This window comes from Amycolatopsis sp. 2-15 (assembly GCF_030285625.1).
GTDB classification, from domain to species: Bacteria; Actinomycetota; Actinomycetes; order Mycobacteriales; family Pseudonocardiaceae; genus Amycolatopsis; species Amycolatopsis carbonis.
The window spans coordinates 2,092,537-2,108,589 of sequence record NZ_CP127294.1 but is presented as its reverse complement, the minus strand read 5'-3'; the positions used below and the strand labels follow the sequence as shown (position 1 = coordinate 2,108,589).

Annotated in this window: 15 protein-coding genes and 1 pseudogene; 11 read left to right on the top strand and 5 right to left on the bottom strand. The window is 68.7% G+C overall.

The window, feature by feature from the left end; translation table 11 throughout:
* Positions 1-7 precede the first annotated feature (7 nt).
* The gene (locus QRX50_RS10300; protein ID WP_285971728.1) at positions 8-769 is read left to right on the top strand and encodes an SDR family NAD(P)-dependent oxidoreductase; all 762 of its coding nucleotides are present in this window, start codon (positions 8-10) and stop codon (positions 767-769) included.
* 31 nt (positions 770-800) lie between these two features.
* Positions 801-2,045 (top strand): LLM class flavin-dependent oxidoreductase, encoded by a 1,245-nt coding sequence (locus tag QRX50_RS10295; RefSeq protein ID WP_285971727.1) that lies wholly within the window; start codon positions 801-803, stop codon positions 2,043-2,045.
* Positions 2,046-2,104: 59 nt separating this feature from the next.
* Here the strand turns inward: QRX50_RS10295 and QRX50_RS10290 are convergent, their stop codons facing one another.
* Positions 2,105-3,454 carry an MFS transporter gene (locus QRX50_RS10290; RefSeq protein WP_285971726.1) on the bottom strand — a complete coding sequence of 450 codons (1,350 nt, stop codon included), beginning with the start codon at positions 3,452-3,454 and terminating at the stop codon, positions 2,105-2,107.
* Between the two features lie 327 nt (positions 3,455-3,781).
* Between QRX50_RS10290 and QRX50_RS10285 the strand changes: the two genes are divergently transcribed.
* The 4 genes from QRX50_RS10285 (at position 3,782) to QRX50_RS10270 (ending at position 7,217) form a co-directional block, all read left to right on the top strand.
* The gene (locus tag QRX50_RS10285; RefSeq protein ID WP_285971725.1) at positions 3,782-4,822 is read left to right on the top strand and encodes a zinc-dependent alcohol dehydrogenase; all 1,041 of its coding nucleotides are present in this window, start codon (positions 3,782-3,784) and stop codon (positions 4,820-4,822) included.
* A 392-nt stretch (positions 4,823-5,214) separates the two neighbouring features.
* Positions 5,215-5,346 (top strand): hypothetical protein, encoded by a 132-nt coding sequence (locus QRX50_RS10280; protein ID WP_285971724.1) that lies wholly within the window; start codon positions 5,215-5,217, stop codon positions 5,344-5,346.
* Positions 5,347-5,382: 36 nt separating this feature from the next.
* Positions 5,383-6,528 carry a tRNA dihydrouridine synthase DusB gene (gene dusB / locus QRX50_RS10275; RefSeq protein WP_285971723.1) on the top strand — a complete coding sequence of 382 codons (1,146 nt, stop codon included), beginning with the start codon at positions 5,383-5,385 and terminating at the stop codon, positions 6,526-6,528.
* A gap of 65 nt (positions 6,529-6,593) precedes the next feature.
* Entirely contained in the window at positions 6,594-7,217 is a 624-nt protein-coding gene (locus QRX50_RS10270; protein ID WP_285971722.1) for an SAM-dependent methyltransferase, read from the top strand.
* A 118-nt stretch (positions 7,218-7,335) separates the two neighbouring features.
* On the opposite strand, the gene QRX50_RS10265 is transcribed toward QRX50_RS10270, so the two are convergent.
* Together QRX50_RS10265 and QRX50_RS10260 are read right to left on the bottom strand one after the other, a co-directional pair.
* A complete protein-coding gene (locus tag QRX50_RS10265) occupies positions 7,336-7,980 on the bottom strand; it encodes a hypothetical protein (protein ID WP_285971721.1) in 645 nt (214 codons plus the stop codon).
* A 248-nt stretch (positions 7,981-8,228) separates the two neighbouring features.
* Positions 8,229-8,651 (bottom strand): Hsp20/alpha crystallin family protein, encoded by a 423-nt coding sequence (locus QRX50_RS10260; RefSeq protein WP_285971720.1) that lies wholly within the window; start codon positions 8,649-8,651, stop codon positions 8,229-8,231.
* 149 nt (positions 8,652-8,800) lie between these two features.
* Between QRX50_RS10260 and QRX50_RS10255 the strand changes: the two genes are divergently transcribed.
* The 5 genes from QRX50_RS10255 to QRX50_RS10235 are packed head-to-tail and all read left to right on the top strand — an operon-like array spanning position 8,801 to position 13,419.
* Positions 8,801-9,499 carry a GntR family transcriptional regulator gene (locus QRX50_RS10255; RefSeq protein WP_434533252.1) on the top strand — a complete coding sequence of 233 codons (699 nt, stop codon included), beginning with the start codon at positions 8,801-8,803 and terminating at the stop codon, positions 9,497-9,499.
* Positions 9,496-10,485, top strand: a complete 990-nt coding sequence (locus tag QRX50_RS10250; RefSeq protein WP_285971719.1) for an ADP-ribosylglycohydrolase family protein — start codon at positions 9,496-9,498, stop codon at positions 10,483-10,485. Before QRX50_RS10255 ends, QRX50_RS10250 begins: the two co-directional genes overlap by 4 nt.
* Entirely contained in the window at positions 10,482-11,405 is a 924-nt protein-coding gene (locus QRX50_RS10245; RefSeq protein ID WP_285971718.1) for a PfkB family carbohydrate kinase, read from the top strand. Before QRX50_RS10250 ends, QRX50_RS10245 begins: the two co-directional genes overlap by 4 nt.
* 23 nt (positions 11,406-11,428) lie before the next feature.
* On the top strand, positions 11,429-12,892 hold the full coding sequence (locus tag QRX50_RS10240) for a purine-cytosine permease family protein (protein ID WP_285971717.1): 1,464 nt from the start codon (positions 11,429-11,431) through the stop codon (positions 12,890-12,892).
* Positions 12,889-13,419, top strand: coding sequence for a cysteine hydrolase family protein (locus tag QRX50_RS10235; RefSeq protein WP_285971716.1), 531 nt, complete (start codon positions 12,889-12,891; stop codon positions 13,417-13,419). Before QRX50_RS10240 ends, QRX50_RS10235 begins: the two co-directional genes overlap by 4 nt.
* 56 nt (positions 13,420-13,475) lie before the next feature.
* Here QRX50_RS10235 and QRX50_RS10230 read toward each other — a convergent pair.
* Both QRX50_RS10230 and QRX50_RS10225 read right to left on the bottom strand, forming a co-directional pair.
* Positions 13,476-14,917: pseudogene (locus QRX50_RS10230) on the bottom strand (amino acid permease).
* Between the two features lie 218 nt (positions 14,918-15,135).
* Positions 15,136-16,038 (bottom strand): SDR family oxidoreductase, encoded by a 903-nt coding sequence (locus QRX50_RS10225; RefSeq protein WP_285971715.1) that lies wholly within the window; start codon positions 16,036-16,038, stop codon positions 15,136-15,138.
* Positions 16,039-16,053: the final 15 nt, after the last annotated feature.

Below are 16,053 nucleotides of genomic sequence, written 5' to 3'. Positions count from 1 at the left end.
CATCGAAATGGGCAGGGTAGACGGCAAGGTCGCACTGGTCACCGGGGGCGCGGCGGGCATCGGCCGCGAGACCGCGTACACGCTCGCGCGTGAAGGCGCGACCGTGGTGGTCGCGGACATCAACGAGGATGGCGCCAAGCTGGTGGCCGAGAAGATCGGTGACACGGCGAGCGCCGTGCGGTTCGACGCCACCGATCAACAGTCCATTGAGGACATGGTCGCCGCGATGATCGAACGGCACGGGCGAGTGGACGTGATCCACAACAACGCCGCGCTCGTCGGCCCCGACGCGTGGTTCGGCGACACCACGGTGATCGACACCGACATTATGCTGTGGGACCGGGCGTTTGCCACGAACGTGCGGAGCATCTTCCTGGTGTGCAAATTCGCACTTCCGCACATGGTCGGGGCCGGCCGCGGCGGTTCGATCGTGAACATGGCGTCGATCGGCGGGCTGCGCGGGAGCGGCGGGCTCACGGCGTACGGCACCACCAAGGCCGCCGTCGTCGGGTTGACGCGGTACATCGCGGCGCAGCACGGACGTCAGGGCATCCGCTGCAACGCGATCGCACCGGGCGTGATCCAGACGCAGCAGCTGCTCGACGCCGTACCCGACCTGCCGGAGAAGTCGCTGCCCGGCACCGCGTCCCCGCGCGCCGGGCTGCCGTCGGACATCGCGAACATGGTGCTGTACCTGGCTTCCGACGAGTCGGCCTTCGTCAACGGCGAGACCTACCGCGTCGACGGCGGCTCCATGGCAGCGGGCTGAACCCCTACTCCTCCGAAAGGCAGGTGCGCACGTGAAGTTCCACTGGTTCGCACAGCAGTACTACACCAAGCTCCCCGACGACTACGGCAGCACCGTGCACAGCTCGTGGGTCACGCCGCCGGCGTCGGTGGCCGACCCGTCGCAGGTGCACGAGGATTACCACACCTACCTGCGCCTGATGCAGCAAGCCGACGGCCTCGGCTGGGACTCCCTGTTGTTGAACGAACACCACCAAACATCACTCGCGATGACGCCGTCGCCCAACCTGATCGCCGCCATCCTCGCCGGGACCACACAGAACTCCGCGATCGCGCTGTGCGGCAACTCGCTCGCGCTGTACAACCCGCCGGTGCGCGTGGCCGAGGAGATCGCGATGCTCGACACCATCTCCGGTGGCCGCATCATCGCCGGCATGGTGTTCGGCACCCCGATGGACACGGCCTTCTCCTACGGCGTGCCACCGATCGAGCTCCGCGACCGCTTCCACGAAGCCCGTGACCTCATCACGCGCGCGTGGAAGTCCGAAGAACCGTTCCCCTTCAACGGGAAGTACACGAAGCTGCGCTACGTCAACACGTGGCCGCGGCCGGTGCAGGACGAGATTCCCGTGTGGATCCCGGGCAGCGGCAGCGTGGAGACCTGGGATGTGGTCAACGCCTTCAACTACTGCTATGGCTACCTCTCCTTCAGCGGCAAGCAGAGCGCCGAACCGATCGTGAAGGGCTTCTGGGACTACACCGAGCAGCAGGGCGCCGACACGAACCCGAACCGCATGGCGTTCACGCAGATCATCTGCTGCGCCGACAGCGACGCCGAGGCCGAGCGGCTCTACGGCGACGCCGTGAAGTACTTCTACCGCCAGAACCCCACGGCGCTGGAGTTCGCGACGCCGCCGGGCTACAACTCGCTGCCGTCGATCAAGGCCAACCTCACGCGGGCGCGCACGATGTCCAATGAGGAACGCATGAAGGCCCAGAACGGCGAGCTGTCCTTCTGGGAGTACGACGAGCTCGGCTACATCATCGCCGGCACGCCGGAACGGGTCGAGCAGCGCGTGCGCGACCTCGTGACGGACCTGCGGATCGGCCAGCTCATCACCTGCATGCACGTCGGCAACCTGCCCGAAGAGGTCGCGGCGATGAACAACCAGCTGTTCGGCACGCAGGTGATCCCGAAGCTGCGTGACATCTGGGCCGGGCTCGAGGACCGCTGGACGCCCAAAGTGAGCCAGCAGCGGATCGCGGAACGCTTCCCCTCCGCGGTCACCGCGGGCTGAAACGCCGAAAGGGGCTTCCCCGCGCGGTGCGGGGAAGCCCCTTCTTCAGCTCATGTGCTTCAGGACACCGGATCGGTGGTCCGGGCCGGCAACGTCGGCTTGAGGTCGCCCGCCACGGCCTGGTGCACCCGTACCTCTTTGGACAGAAGGACCGGGATGATGGCCACGGCGAACAGGATCGCACCGACGATCCAGATGGTGTCGAGCTGGCCGCGGCCCGACACCGACGTGTCGATCCACTTCCCGCTCTGGTCGGTGATGATCCAGCCGACCGCGACCTGCATGGCCGCCGACGCGCCGTTGAGCGTGCCGGTGACCTCCGGCCGGGCGATGCCGGCCCAGTAGCTGTTGACCGTGCCCCAGAACATCGGATCGCAGAGGAAGGCGAAGGCCCCGATGAAGAATCCCCACAGGACCCAGGTCGAATCGTGCAGCAGCACACCCATCAGGAACCCGACGGCACCACACGCCGGCCCGGCCACCAGCCACGGCCGCGTGCGGCCGCCGAAGAGCCGGGTCACCAGCGTGCCGTTGATGAGTCCGAAGAGGACCGGGATCGCCGCGATGAGCGGGCTGACCCAGGCCACCGTGTCGGGGTTGACCTTGTCGAGGGTGATGAGGCCGTAGGGCAGCCACGGTCCCGAGAGCCACGTCGGGGTCGTCGCCAGTGCGGTCGCGATGATCATCGTGAGGATGCTGCGGTTCTTCAGCGCTCGCAGCAGTTCACGGAAGCTCAGCTTCTCGCGGACCTCGACCCCGCGGTGTTCGGCGTGGATGCGCGCGATCTCTTCAGGCGTGATCCCGCGCAGCTTCTCGGGTTTGTTGGCGGTGAACAGAACCAGCATCACCAGCGCCGGCACACCCAGCGCCGCCACCACGATGAACGCGTCCCGCCAGGACAGGTGGTTCGCCAGCGGCAGCGCGATCGCCGGCGCGAGCACACCGGCGATGAGGGTCGAGCTCATCCACGTCGACGTCGCCCTGGCGCCGAGCGCGCCCGGGAACCACACGGAAAGGAGCCGCTGCGATGGGGCCCAGGAGAATCCGAAGAAGACGCCGAAGATCAGGTTCCGCCACCACATCTCGTCGTAGGTGTGGACGAACGCCATCGTCGCCGAGAGCACCGTGACGCCGGAGATGCAGATGATGAGCATCAGCTTGGCGCCAATGCGGTCGGCGAGGATGCCGGCGAGCAGCAGCAGGGGAAAGTACCCGAGCAGATAGCTCGCCGTGACGCTCGAGATCTGGCTCGGCGAAAGGTGCAGGTCGGTGGACCAGAACGGGTTGAGCAGGCTGAACTTCGCGCTGTCCAGCCAGACCACGAAGTTGACGATCAGGATGCTCGCGAGCATCAGCCCGCGTTTGCCCGTGAAGAGCTTGGGGCGGGTTACCGGTGCGGGGAACGACATGACAGACCCTCCGGACACAGGGGTGCGGATGCAGGTGGTGGATAGGGAGGCGAATCAGGTGCCTCAGCCGAAGTGCTCCCGACCGACTAGTCGGTTCGAGACAGCTTGCGCCCGGGTTCAGAGTGTGTCAAGCACCACTTCGGAGCTTCTCGATTCAGGACAAAGTTCTTGTACAGCAACGGGTTTCTTGATCTTTCCGGATTCACCCGTGCGGCGCATTGCATGGTTACCGTGGGTCGGCTTTCGAGGTTTGGTGGGGCTCCGCGGTTTTCTTCTCGGCCACAAAGGACTTGGATTTTCCGGAAGACATCCACTTAGGAGGCTGTTGTGCGCGTAGTCACTTGGCAGGCGATCGAAACCCTTTCCCTGGACGAGGTCGACGCACCGGTGTGCGGACCGTCCGATGTGGTCTTGTCCGTCGGGGCGTGCGGGATCTGCGGTTCGGATGTGCACTCCTACACCGAGGGCGTGTGGATCGCGCCCGGCGTGCCGCTCGGGCACGAGTACGCGGGAACGGTGACGGCGGTGGGTTCTGACGTGGCCGGCTTGCGCGTCGGCGATCGGGTCGCGGTGAACCCGGCTGCGCCGTGCGGGTCTTGTCCGCGGTGTTCGGAAGGGCGGCAGAATCTGTGTTCCGGCGGATCCGGTCATTCCGGCGGGTTCGGGGACCAGGTGCTGGTGCGCAACGCCGTTTCCGGACAGCACCTCTTCGTGTTGCCTGGCGACTTTCCATTGGAGGAGGCCTGTTTTCTCGAGCCGCTGTCGGTGGCCGTGCGGGCCGTGCACCACGCCGCGCCGGCGTTGGACGAGCCGATTTTGGTGTTCGGCTTGGGAACAATCGGACAGTGCGTGGTGCAAGTCCTCCTCGCGGCGGGCGCCCGTGATGTGATCGTGGTGGATACTTCACAGCGCCGCCTCACCGCCGCCATGTCCGCCGGGGCGCATGAGGCGTTGAACCCCTCGTCCGACGATGTGGGCGCCTCTCTGTTCGCTTCACGCGGCACGACTTCGTCGCCCTACCAACCTCGTTCGGGTGCGATCGGGGCGGTGTTCGAGTGCTCCGGTGCCGCGCCCGTGCTGCCGCTGGCGTTCTCCCTGGCCCGCGCCGCCGCGCCGATCGCCGCGATCGCGCTCGCGGCCCACCCGTTGAGCATCCCGGTCGACGACCTGGTCCAGAAGGAGCTCCGCCTGCTCGGCAGCTTCGCCTACACCCCCCGCGACTGCCAGGAGGCGTTCGACCTGCTCGTGTCGCGGCGGGTGGACGTCCGGCCGCTCATCTCGCACCGCTTCGCGCTCGCGGACATCACGGCGGCGTTCGAGGCGCAGCGGGATACGGGGGCGTCGATCAAGGTGGTGGTGTCGCCGTAGTGGGGTGTCGTGGGTCGGGCCCGCCACGCGCTCGGTTGGGGTCGCCGTCAGCGACGTAGCGGGCGAGGATGCCGGGCGTGACCACCATTCGGACGGGAAGTACGGAGCCGCGCCGCTGCCCAGTTGCGACGAGGTCGCGGCGCGGGTCAGGAACTTGCCGCCGAAGAGGTCCGAGACGGCGCTCCAAGGAAGCGAGCGGTGGCTGTGCATTTTCGCCGACGCAGGGGGTGCGACGTCGGTGCGCCTCGATCTGGAGGTCAACACCGTGAACGGCAGCGTGCGGGGTTCGACGTCGGCACGTCGTCCGGGCGTATGTCGCGGATCCGGCGCTTCACCTGGGCGAGAAGGCGGCGTGGGGCCTGCTGCCCAGCGGCCAGGCGTGCGAACTGGCAGTGCTGGACAGCAACGCGACGTTCAAAGTCGCCATCGACAACTGGGATGCCGATCGAAGCGATCCGGAGACCTGCAAGATCCGGGCGGCGACTATCGCGCAGGCGTTGTACGGCTCGATCCAGCCCCGGTGAGCCCCCTGGTCGACGTGATCGACACCACAAGCGACAATGGAGGACGTGACCGCCACCTTGAGCAAGCCCGCCCTGCGGATCGGCCCCTACCAGGTCGATCCGCCGGTCGTGTTGGCGCCGATGGCGGGGATCACGAATGTCGCGTTCCGGCAGTTGTGCGCGGAGTACGGGGCGGGCATCTACGTGTGCGAGATGATCACCGCGCGGGCCGTGGTGGAGCGGCACCCCGGGACGATGCACATGATGACCTTCGGCGAGCACGAGAAGCCCAGGTCGATGCAGCTTTACGGCGTGGATCCGAAGACCATGCGCGAGGCCGTGAAGATCATCACCGGTGAGGGGCTCGCGGACCACATCGACTCGAACTTCGGGTGTCCCGTCGCGAAGGTGACGCGCAAGGGTGGCGGGGCGGCGCTGCCGTTCAAGCGGAGGCTGTTCGCGGACATCGTGCGCGAGTCGGCCGCGGCGGCGGCCGAGGCGGGGGTGCCGTTCACCGTCAAGTTCCGCGTGGGCATCGACGACGACCACCGCACGTTCCTCGACGCCGGGCGCATCGCCGAGGCCGAGGGCGCGGCGGCAGTCAGCCTGCACGCGCGCACGGCGGCGCAGCGCTACTCCGGCCAGGCCGACTGGTCGAAGATCGCCGAGCTCAAGCAGGCCGTGACCAGCATCCCCGTGCTGGGCAACGGCGACATCTTCTCCGCGGCCGACGCGCTGCGCATGGTCGACGAGACCGGCTGCGACGGCGTGGTCGTCGGGCGCGGGTGCCTCGGGCGGCCGTGGCTGTTCGGGGAGCTGGAGGCGGCGTTCGCGGGGCGCGAGATTCCGGCCGGGCCCAACCTGGGCGAGGTCGCGCGCGTGTTGCGCCGGCACGCGGAACTGCTGGTCGCGCACGACGGGGCGACCAAGGCGCTGCGTGATCTGCGCAAGCACATGGCGTGGTACTTCATGAATTTCCCCGTCGGCTCCGAGCTGCGGCGTGGGTTCGCGATGGTGTCGAGCCTCGACGAGCTCGACGACCTCATCTCCCGCCTCGACTTCGACGCGCCGTTCCCGGAGAACGCCGACGGTCCCCGCGGCCGCCAGGGTTCGCCGGGCAAGGTGACGCTGCCGCACGGTTGGCTGGACGATCCGGATGACGACTGTGTGCCCGAGGCTGAGGACATGCATTCGGGCGGCTGACCCGGGTGCGACTTTGTTGGTCGCCGACGGAATTCGAGCACGACCTGTCGCATAATTCGCGGCCGGTGAGGATATTCGCGCGCGGCACGCAGTTCCTCGACTGCGGTTCCGGCCTGCCGACGGCCGAAAACGTGCACCAGGTGGCGCAGCGCGTCAACCCGGAGTCGAAGGTCGGGTACGTCGACAACGACCCCGTGATCACCGCCCGCGGCCGCACGCTGTTGGAGGAGAACGAGCTCAACCGTTACGTCGAGGGCGACATCTTCAACCCGCGGTCCATCCTCGACAACGAGACCGTGCGCACCCACCTCGACTGGCACCAGCCGATCGCGCTCTCGCAGGTCGCGACGCTGCACCACCACAAGGGCGAGCGCAGCGCGCCGGCCGAGGTGATGCGCGAGTACATCGACGCCCTGCCGCGCGGGTCCTACGTGATCATCTCCCACCTGCTCGACCCCGAGTCCGAGGACACCGCGGTGATGCGCGAACTCGAAGAAGCCGTCGCGCGCGGCTCGCTGGGCGGCGCGACGTGGCGCACGCGCACCGAGATCGAGGAGCTGTTCGACGGGCTGGAGATGGTGGAGCCGGGCATCACCGAGCTCGTGCGCTGGTGGCCGGACGGCCCGCAGCTCAAGCCGCTCACGGTCGCCCACCGCATCATCGCCGGCGAGATCGGGCGCAAGCTCTGACCTGCGATTTCAGACGTTCTCCACAAGCTGTCCCCAGGTTGTCCACAGGGGGTTGTGGATAAACGGCGAAAAAGCCACTCCGAACGCCGGAGTGGCCGTTTTCGCGAGCGGGGCAGGATCAGGCCGCCGCACCGATCAGCACCGACTGCACCTGGCCGAAGCCGAGGGCGGCGAGGTCGGCGACGTCCTTGGTGACGACGAGGGACTTGCCCGTGAGGTCCGGGCCGGTGTAAAGCGTCAGGGTGCCGGAGACGAACTGGATCGAGCCGGTGGCCGGGATGTTGATGTTGACCTTGTCGCCGACGTTGCCGTTGATGCCCTGCGAGCCCTGCGGCTCGGAGAAGTTCTTGCCCGAGTCGATGATCGCGCTGGCGCCGGCGACCGGCGGCTTCACGGGGGCGTTGTCACCGATGAAGATCGACTGGACGTGGGCGAAGCCGGCGCCGAAGGTGGCCGGGATGTTCGAGACGCTGTCGGTGAGGACCGCGGCGTCGCCGGTCTTGCAGTCGGCGCCGGTCCACAGGGTCATCGTGCCGCCGAAGCTCTGCAGCGAACCGGTGGCGGGGATGCCGACGGTGATGCACTCGCCGCCGTCGCCACCGATGCCCTGGGAGCCCTGCGGCTCCGAGAAGTTGATGCCCGAGTCGAGAATGCCGCTCGCACCGGAGGCGGCGGGCGAAGCGGAGGCGATGCCGGCACCGCCGAGCACCGCGCCGGCGACGGCACCGAAGGCGGCCAGGGAGAGAACAGTCTTGCGCAGCATGGGATTCTCCAGAACCTTGTCGGGTTTCCCGGCTCCGCACCTCGGTGCCGGACACCCGCAGACACGGACCCCATCCCGTGAACGGTTCACGATCTTGATGTGACGGCGGCCACACCGCACGGCGAAGGTGAGACGGGGCAAACGTACTTGCCCGGAAGAATCCTCGACAGAAAATCCACTGTGGACAGACATGGTTCGGCCCCGTCGTTCCGAAAGGAGCGACGGGGCCGTGGAATGAGCCTGGGGACTCAGTTCTCGAGCTGCTGCGGCTCGCCACCGACGGTGATCTTGCGCGGCTGGGCCTTCTCGGCAACCGGGATGCGCAGGGTCAGCACACCGTCGACGTACTCCGCGGCGACGCGGTCGGTGTCGAGGGTGTCGCCGAGCACGAGGCGGCGCGAAACCTGGCCGCGCGAACGCTCGGAGACCTGCACGCGGGCGTCCTCGCCGAAGGCGGCAGCGCGCTCGGCCTTCACGGTCAGCACGTTGCGCTCCACGCTCACGTCGATCGACTCGCGGGCCACGCCCGGGAGGTCGAACTGCACGACGTACTCGTCACCGTTGCGGTAGGCGTCCATCGGCATCGTGCGCGGCGAACTGGTGGGCTGGCCGGCGAAGAACTGCTGGGTCAGGCGGTCGAACTGGGCGAACGGGTCGGTCCGGATCAACATCTGCGTTCCTCCTTCAGGTGGCCTCGATCAGCTCCTGAGCGGCTGACCGGACCTTACGAAGTTGACAACGGCTCGCTCAACTTAGTTGTTCCCGCTAGACGCACATCACAGTCGGGAGTTGTCATTCGCCCATCACGAGGTGTACAGGTATGAACATGTCCGTGGGCGGAAAGAAACAGCAGCTCGTGGGCGACCTCGCCGAGCTCATCCGCTCAGGCCGGCTCGCCCACGGTGACCAGCTACCCGGTGAGCACCAGCTCGCCGAGCAGTACCAGGTCAGCCGGGGGACGGTGCGCAGCGCGCTGTCCGAACTGCAACACCAGGCGCTCATTTCCACACACGCCGGCGTCGGGTCGTTCGTGACGTTCGACGGTGTCACGCTCGACCAGGGCGTCGGCTGGGCCCGCGCGCTCGCCGACTCCGGCGCGCCCGTGACCACCGAGCTGCTCGGCATCACCGAGGTCGAGGACGCCGAGCTCACCCGCCGCTTCACCACGCCGAAGTTCGTGCGCGTGAAACGGCTGCGGCGCGACGAGGCCGGCCGCAGCGTCTCACTCGAAGAGGCCACCCTCCCGCCCGTCGGGTCACTGGCCGAGCTGCGCCTGGTCGACGGCTCCATCACGACGACCTTGCGCGAAGCCGGTCTGCATCCGACCGGCGGCGACCAGTGGATCACCGCCCAGCCGCTCGACGCCGCGTCGGCCGCGCTGCTCGGCCGCCCCGCCGGTGAGCTGTTCCTCAAGGCCACACGCACGTCGCTCGACGCGGATTCCCAGCTCGTCGAGCACGTCGTGAGCCTGCTCGACCCCGCGCGCTTCAGCTTCCACCTCACCTTCGGCCGACGATGAGCCCCCGCGACCGCGCGCTCGCCGCGTTGACCGGGCTGGCCGTGGGTGACGCGCTCGGCATGCCGACGCAGTCGATGTGCCGTGCCGAAATCCGCGCCGCGTACGGGAAGATCGCCGGTTTCCGCGACGCGATCGCCGGCCAGCCCATCGCCCCCGGCCTGCTCGCGGGCACGATCACCGACGACACCGAGCAGGCTCTGCTGCTCGCGCGCCTGCTCGTGGACGGCGGCGGCCACGTCGAACCGCGGGCGTTCGCTGACGCGTTGCTGGCGTGGGAAGCCGACATGATCCGCCGCGGCTCGGCCGACCTGCTCGGGCCGTCGACGAAAAAAGCGTTGTCACTGCTGGAAAACGGCGTCCCCCCGGAGGAGGCGGGCCGCGGCGGCACGACCAACGGCGCCGCCATGCGCGTGACCCCGGTCGGCATCGCGACCCCGGTTGACGACCTGGCCACACTCGTCGACGCCGTGGCCGAGACCGCGCGCGTCACACACAACACCTCCCTCGGCCTCGCCGCCGCGGCCGCCGTCGCCGCGGCCGTGTCGGCGGGCGTCGACGGCGCGAACCGCATGGACGCCTTCGACCTGGCCGAACGCGCGGCCACCCTCGGTGCGGCGCAGGGCCACTGGAGCGCGGGCGGCAGCATCGCCGCGCGCATCCACTGGGCGCGCGACTGGGTGCGGGGCCTGCGGCGCAGCGAGCTCGACGACGCCGTGGCCGACGTGATCGGCACTTCCGTGTCCGCGCAGGAGTCCGTGGTCGCCGCGTTCGCGCTGGCCGAGGTGCTCGATCCGGCCGACGCGCTGACGACGGCCGCGGGGCTGGGCGGCGACACCGACACCGTCGCCGCGATCTGCGGGGCGCTGCTCGGCGCGTGCGGCGAGGAGATCCCGGCTGAGCTGGGCGAAACCGTGGTCCAGGTGAACGGCCTCGACCTCGGCCCGCTCGTCGACGGCCTCGTCACCGTGCGCAGGACCATCCCGTGAGCCGCTTGATCCACACGGGACAGGTCGTCGTCGACCTGGTGCTCACCGTGCCTCAGCTACCGGCGCCCGGCGGCGACGTGCTGGCCACGTCCACGAACCTGTTGCCCGGCGGCGGGTTCAACGTGATGGCCGCGGCCGCGCGCTCCGGCGCCGACGTCGTCTACGCCGGCACGCACGGCACCGGCAGCTTCGGCGACCTCGTGCGTGCCGCATTGGAGACCGAAGGCATCACGGTCGCGCAGGAACCCACGGCCAGCGGCGACACCGGCGTGGTGGTGGCGCTTGTGGACCCGTCCGGCGAGCGGACGTTCGCCACCGGCACCGGCGCGGAGGGCCGGCTGCGCGTCGGCCAGCTCGCGCGCGTCGCCGCCGCGCCCGACGACCTCGTGTACATCACCGGTTACAGCCTTTTGCACGCCGCCAACCGCGAAGCCCTGCTGCGCTGGCTGCCGGATCTGCCGGGTTCGCGGGTGCTGTTCGACCCTGGCCCACTGGTGTCCGAACTGGACACACAAGCGCTGTCCACCTTGCTGTCCAAAGTAGACATAGTCAGCTGCAACGCCCGCGAGGCCGAGTCCCTCGACGTCACGGAACTCGCCGGGACCACGACCGTGATCGTCCGCGACGGCCCCGCCGGCTGCACGATCCACCACGGCGGCGAGGCCACCCGGATCGACGGCTTCCCCGTCACCGGGGTCGACACGAACGGCGCCGGTGACACCCACTGCGGCGTCCTGGCCGCCGAGCTCCTGCGTGGCGCCGACCTGCCGCGAGCCGCTCGCCGGGCCAACGCCGCCGCCGCGCTGTCCGTAACCCGACACGGCCCCGCCACCGCGCCAAAACGTGCGGAACTGAACGAGTTCTGTCGGAATATTGACGGCGACACGGGCGACTTCTACCGTCGCACCGACCAAAGATGAACAGGTTCAGATAGGCGGGCACCATGGCCAGGACCGAACAACAGGCACCGGAAACAGGCAGCCGGCTCAAGGTCGAGACACACGGCATCAACGTGATCGGCGACGCCGAGCGCCGAGGCCGGCCGCGGGACCTGTTCTGGCCGTGGTTCGGCGCGAACGTGTCGATCCTGGGCCTGAGCTACGGCTCCTTCGCGCTCGGGTTCGGCATCTCGTTCTGGCAGGCGACGATCGCGGGCGTGATCGGGATCGTGTTCTCATTCTTGCTCTGCGGCTTCATCGCCGTGGCGGGCAAACGCGGCTCCGCGCCGACGATGACGCTCTCGCGCGCGGCGTTCGGCGTGCGCGGCAACCACCTGCCGTCGGCGATCTCGTGGATCCTCACCGTCGGCTGGGAGACAGTGCTGACCGCGCTCGCGACCATGGCCACGGCGACGGTGTTCGAACGGCTCGGCTGGGGCGGCGGCACGACGACGAAGGTGATCGCGCTGATCGTGGTCGCCGGGCTCACCGTGCTCAGCGGCGTGATGGGCTTCGACCTGATCATGCGGCTGCAGACGATCATCACGTGGATCACCGGCGTGCTCACCGTGGTCTACGTGATCCTGGTGGCCGGCCACGTGCACTGGTCGGCGGTGAGCGCGGTGCCCGCGGGCTCGGCGCAGGAGTTCATCGGCGCGCTCGTGTTCCTGATGACGGGCTTCGGGCTCGGCTGGGTCAACGCGGCGGCCGACTATTCGCGCTACCTGCCGCGCTCGTCGTCCGGACGCGGCGTGATCGGCTGGACGACGTTCGGCGCGTCGGTGGCCCCGCTCGTGCTGCTGGTGTTCGGGCTACTGCTGGCGGGTTCGTCGCCGGAGCTGAACTCGAGCATCGCGGCCGACCCGATCGGCGCGCTGACCACGATCCTGCCGCTGTGGTTCCTGGTGCCGTTCGCGATCGTCGCCGTGCTCGGCCTGGTCGGCGGCGCCGTGCTCGACATCTACTCCTCAGGCCTGTCGCTGCTGTCCGCGGGCCTTCGGATCCCGCGCTACGCCGCTGCCCTGATCGACGGCGTGATCATGATCGCCGGCACCGTCTACATCGTCTTCTTCGGCGGCACTTTCCTCGGCCAGTTCCAGGGTTTCCTCACCACCCTCGGCGTGCCCGTGGCCGCGTGGTGCGGCGTGATGCTCGCCGACGTGCTGCTGCGCCGCCGCGACTACGCCGAAGCCGATCTCTACGACCCCCGCGGCCGTTACGGCGACGTGCGCTTCGGGCCCATCGCCCTGATCGTCGTCGCGACGGCCATCGGCTGGGGCCTGGTCACCAACGCGTCCGCGAGCTGGCTGCACTGGCAGGGCTACCTGCTGGCGCCGTTCGGGCTCGGTGGGCGCGAAGGCTCGTGGGCGTTCGCGAACCTCGGCGTGCTGGTGGCCCTGGCCCTCGGTTTCGTGGTGACGCTGCTGGTCAGCCGCTCGCGCGTGCGCGAGCAGGAGGCCGCCGCGTGAAACCGCTGCTCGGGGTGATCGACCTGCAGAACATCTTCGGCGACTCGGCGAGCGGCTGGTTCACGCCGGGGTTCGCGTCGATCCTGCCCCAGGTGCGTCGGCTGGTGGCCGCGTTCGGGCCGCGGGTGGCGTTCACGCGGTTCCTGGCCTCGGAGAAGCCGGCCGGGGCTTGGGTGAAGTACTACGAGCAGTGGCCGTTCGCGTTGCAGCCACCGGATTCGCGGGCGTACGCAGTGGTCGACGAGTTCCCCGTCGAGTCGACTGTGGACGCCTACACGTTCGGCAAGTGGACGTCCGAGATGGCGGCGCTGGTCGGCGACGGCGGCTTGGTGCTCGCCGGCGTCTCCACGGACTGCTGCGTCCTCTCCACCGCCCTGGCCGCCGCCGACGCGGGCGTCCCGGTGACCGTGGTGTCCGACGCGTGCGCGGGGGTGTCGGACGAAAGCCACGAGCAGACGCTGGCGATCCTGCGGCTGTACGGTCCGTTGGTGGAGGTCAGGACGACGGACGAGGTGCTGGCGAACTGAAACTGGGCCCCCGGCGGAGAAACTCACGCCGGAGGCCCAGGTGCTCAGGACCGAACCTACGTCAGCTCATCCTGCCGCTGCGCCGCGATCCGGCGGACGCGCCCGCGGACGCCGAGCCAGCCGGCGACCAGCACCAGCGCCAGCACGGGAATGCCGTAGATCAGGATCCGCCCGGTCGTGCCGCCCCACCAGCTCATCGTGAGGACCAGCAGCAGGAACGCGAGTGTCACGTAGTTGGTGTACGGCGCGCCCGGCAGGCGGTACGACGGCCGGGACATCTCACCGCGCGCGGCTTTCCGGGTCATCGCCAGGTGACAGATCACGATCATCGACCACATGCCGATGATGCCCAGCGCCGAGAACTCCAGCGCGACCTCGAAGGCTTCACCGGGCACCACCAGGTTCAGCACCACACCGAGCACGTACACCGCGGCGGTCAGGAGCACGCCGCCGAAGGGGACGCCGCTCTTGCTCATCTTCGAGGTGAACTTCGGGGCCGAGCCGGCGATCGAGAGCGACCGCAGGATGCGCCCGGTGGAGTAGAGGCCCGAGTTCACGCTGGACAGCGCCGCGGTGAGGACGATGACGTCCATGATGCCGCCGGCCGCGGGGATGCCGAGCTTGGAGAAGAACGTGACGAACGGGCTCTCCCCGCTCTTGTACGCCGTCCACGGCAGCACCATCACCAGCAGCAGCACCGAACCCACGTAGAAGATGCCGATGCGCCAGGCGACGGAGTTGACGGCCTTCGGGATGACCTTGCGCGGGTTGGCGGTCTCGCCCGCGGTCACGCCGACCATCTCGACGCCGGAGTACGCGAACACCACACCCTGCAGGATCAGCAGCGCGGGCAGTACGCCGGTCGGGAACAGACCGCCGTTGCCGCTGATCAGGCTCGGGCCCGTCACCACGCCGTCGACGGGCGTTCGGCTGATCAACACGAAGATCGCCACGACCATGAACACCACGAGCGCCAGCACCTTGATGGCGGCGAACCAGAACTCGAGTTCGCCGAACAGCTTCACCGAGACCATGTTCACCGCGAGGATCGCGAACAACGCGATGAGCGCCGGAATCCATTGCTGCAGGTCGGGCCAGAAGAACTGCGTGTACTTGGCCACCGCGGTCACGTCGGCGACGCCCGCCGTGGCCCAGTTCAGGAAGTACATCCAGCCGGCGAAGAACGCGGCTTTCTCGCCGAGGAATTCGCGCGAATAGGACACAAAGGATCCGACGACGGACGGTGCATCACCAGTTCGCCCATCGCGCGGACCACGAAGAACGCGACAATCCCGGCCACCGCGTAGACGACGGCCAGCGCCGGACCGGTGCTGTGCAGGCGCGAGCCGGCGCCCAGGAACAGGCCGGTCCCGATGGCGCCGCCGATGGCGATCATCTGGACCTGACGGTTCTTCAGTCCTTTGTGGTACCCGGCTTCCTCGTGCTTGAACGAGGTTTCCGGTGGCTCGGCGACCGCCGTCTGATCCGAGGGCGACATGTGATTCCCCTGTTCTGACAACAAAGTGCGTGTCGTGACGCAGGGGTCGGCCGACCACTGTGTCGTGCCAGATCATGATGTGGTCGGACCGCATCCGGCCGCAACGCGAGCGGCGATAACTTAGGGTTGATTTGAGCTGGGAACCTCAAGCCATTCTCAAATTTGCCCGATAACACCGAGATTCACGGGCTCCCGGGCCGGAAAACGCGAAACGCGTTTCAACGCCAGCTGTCCGGCTGCGAGCCGTCGAGGTCGGTGAAGCCGTATTCGCGCGCCAGCTCCGCCGAGCTCACCGACTGCTGGTTCCACCGCGCGCGCTCCGGGTCGGCGGCCAGCGCCGCCACCGCGCGGCCCACGTACCGCGGCGACTCGGACTGCGCGAACGGCGGCGGGGCGGTCGGCAGGCCGTCCGGACGGCCGGGCGCCAAGGCGGTGCGCCAGGTTTCCTCGGTGACGCCGTAGTTGTCGAGCATCATCTCCGAACGCAGCCAGCCTGGCGTGATCGCGACGGCCGTGCCGCCGTGCGCCGCGAGCTCGTGGCCCTGCGAGAACGCCAACCGGTTCACCGAGGCCTTCGCGAGGTCGTAGAACACGGAGATCCGATACTGGGCGGCGTTGTACTCCAGCGTGCCGTCGGTGACCTCGACGAGGAGCCCGCCGGGCTGCGAGACGAGCAGCGGCAACAGATAGTGCGAAGTGACGAGGTGCGTTTCCACGCCCAGGCGCAGGATCCGCAGGCCGTCGTCGAGGTCGTGCTCCCAGATCGGCGTGTTCCAGTCCGCCGGGCCGCCCTTGAGCCGCTCGGCGCCCCAGATGTCGTTGACCAGCACGTCGAGCCGGCCGTGTTCGCGGCGGACGCGTTCGGCCAGCACGCGCACCTGCTCGTGGTCGAGGTGGTCGACCTGCCTCGGCTCGCCGGTGCCGCCGAGGCTGGTGACGAGCGCGGCCGTCTCCTCGATCGTCTCGGGGCGGTCGTAGTCGGAGTGGCCGTCGCGTTCCCAGCTGCTGCGGCCGGTGCAGATCACCGTCGCGCCGGCCTCGCCGAGGGCCGCCGCGATGCCGCGCCCGGCGCCGCGGGTCGCGCCGGCCACCAGGGCTACCCGGTTCCGGAGATCAGCCATCACACCGAGTGTGAC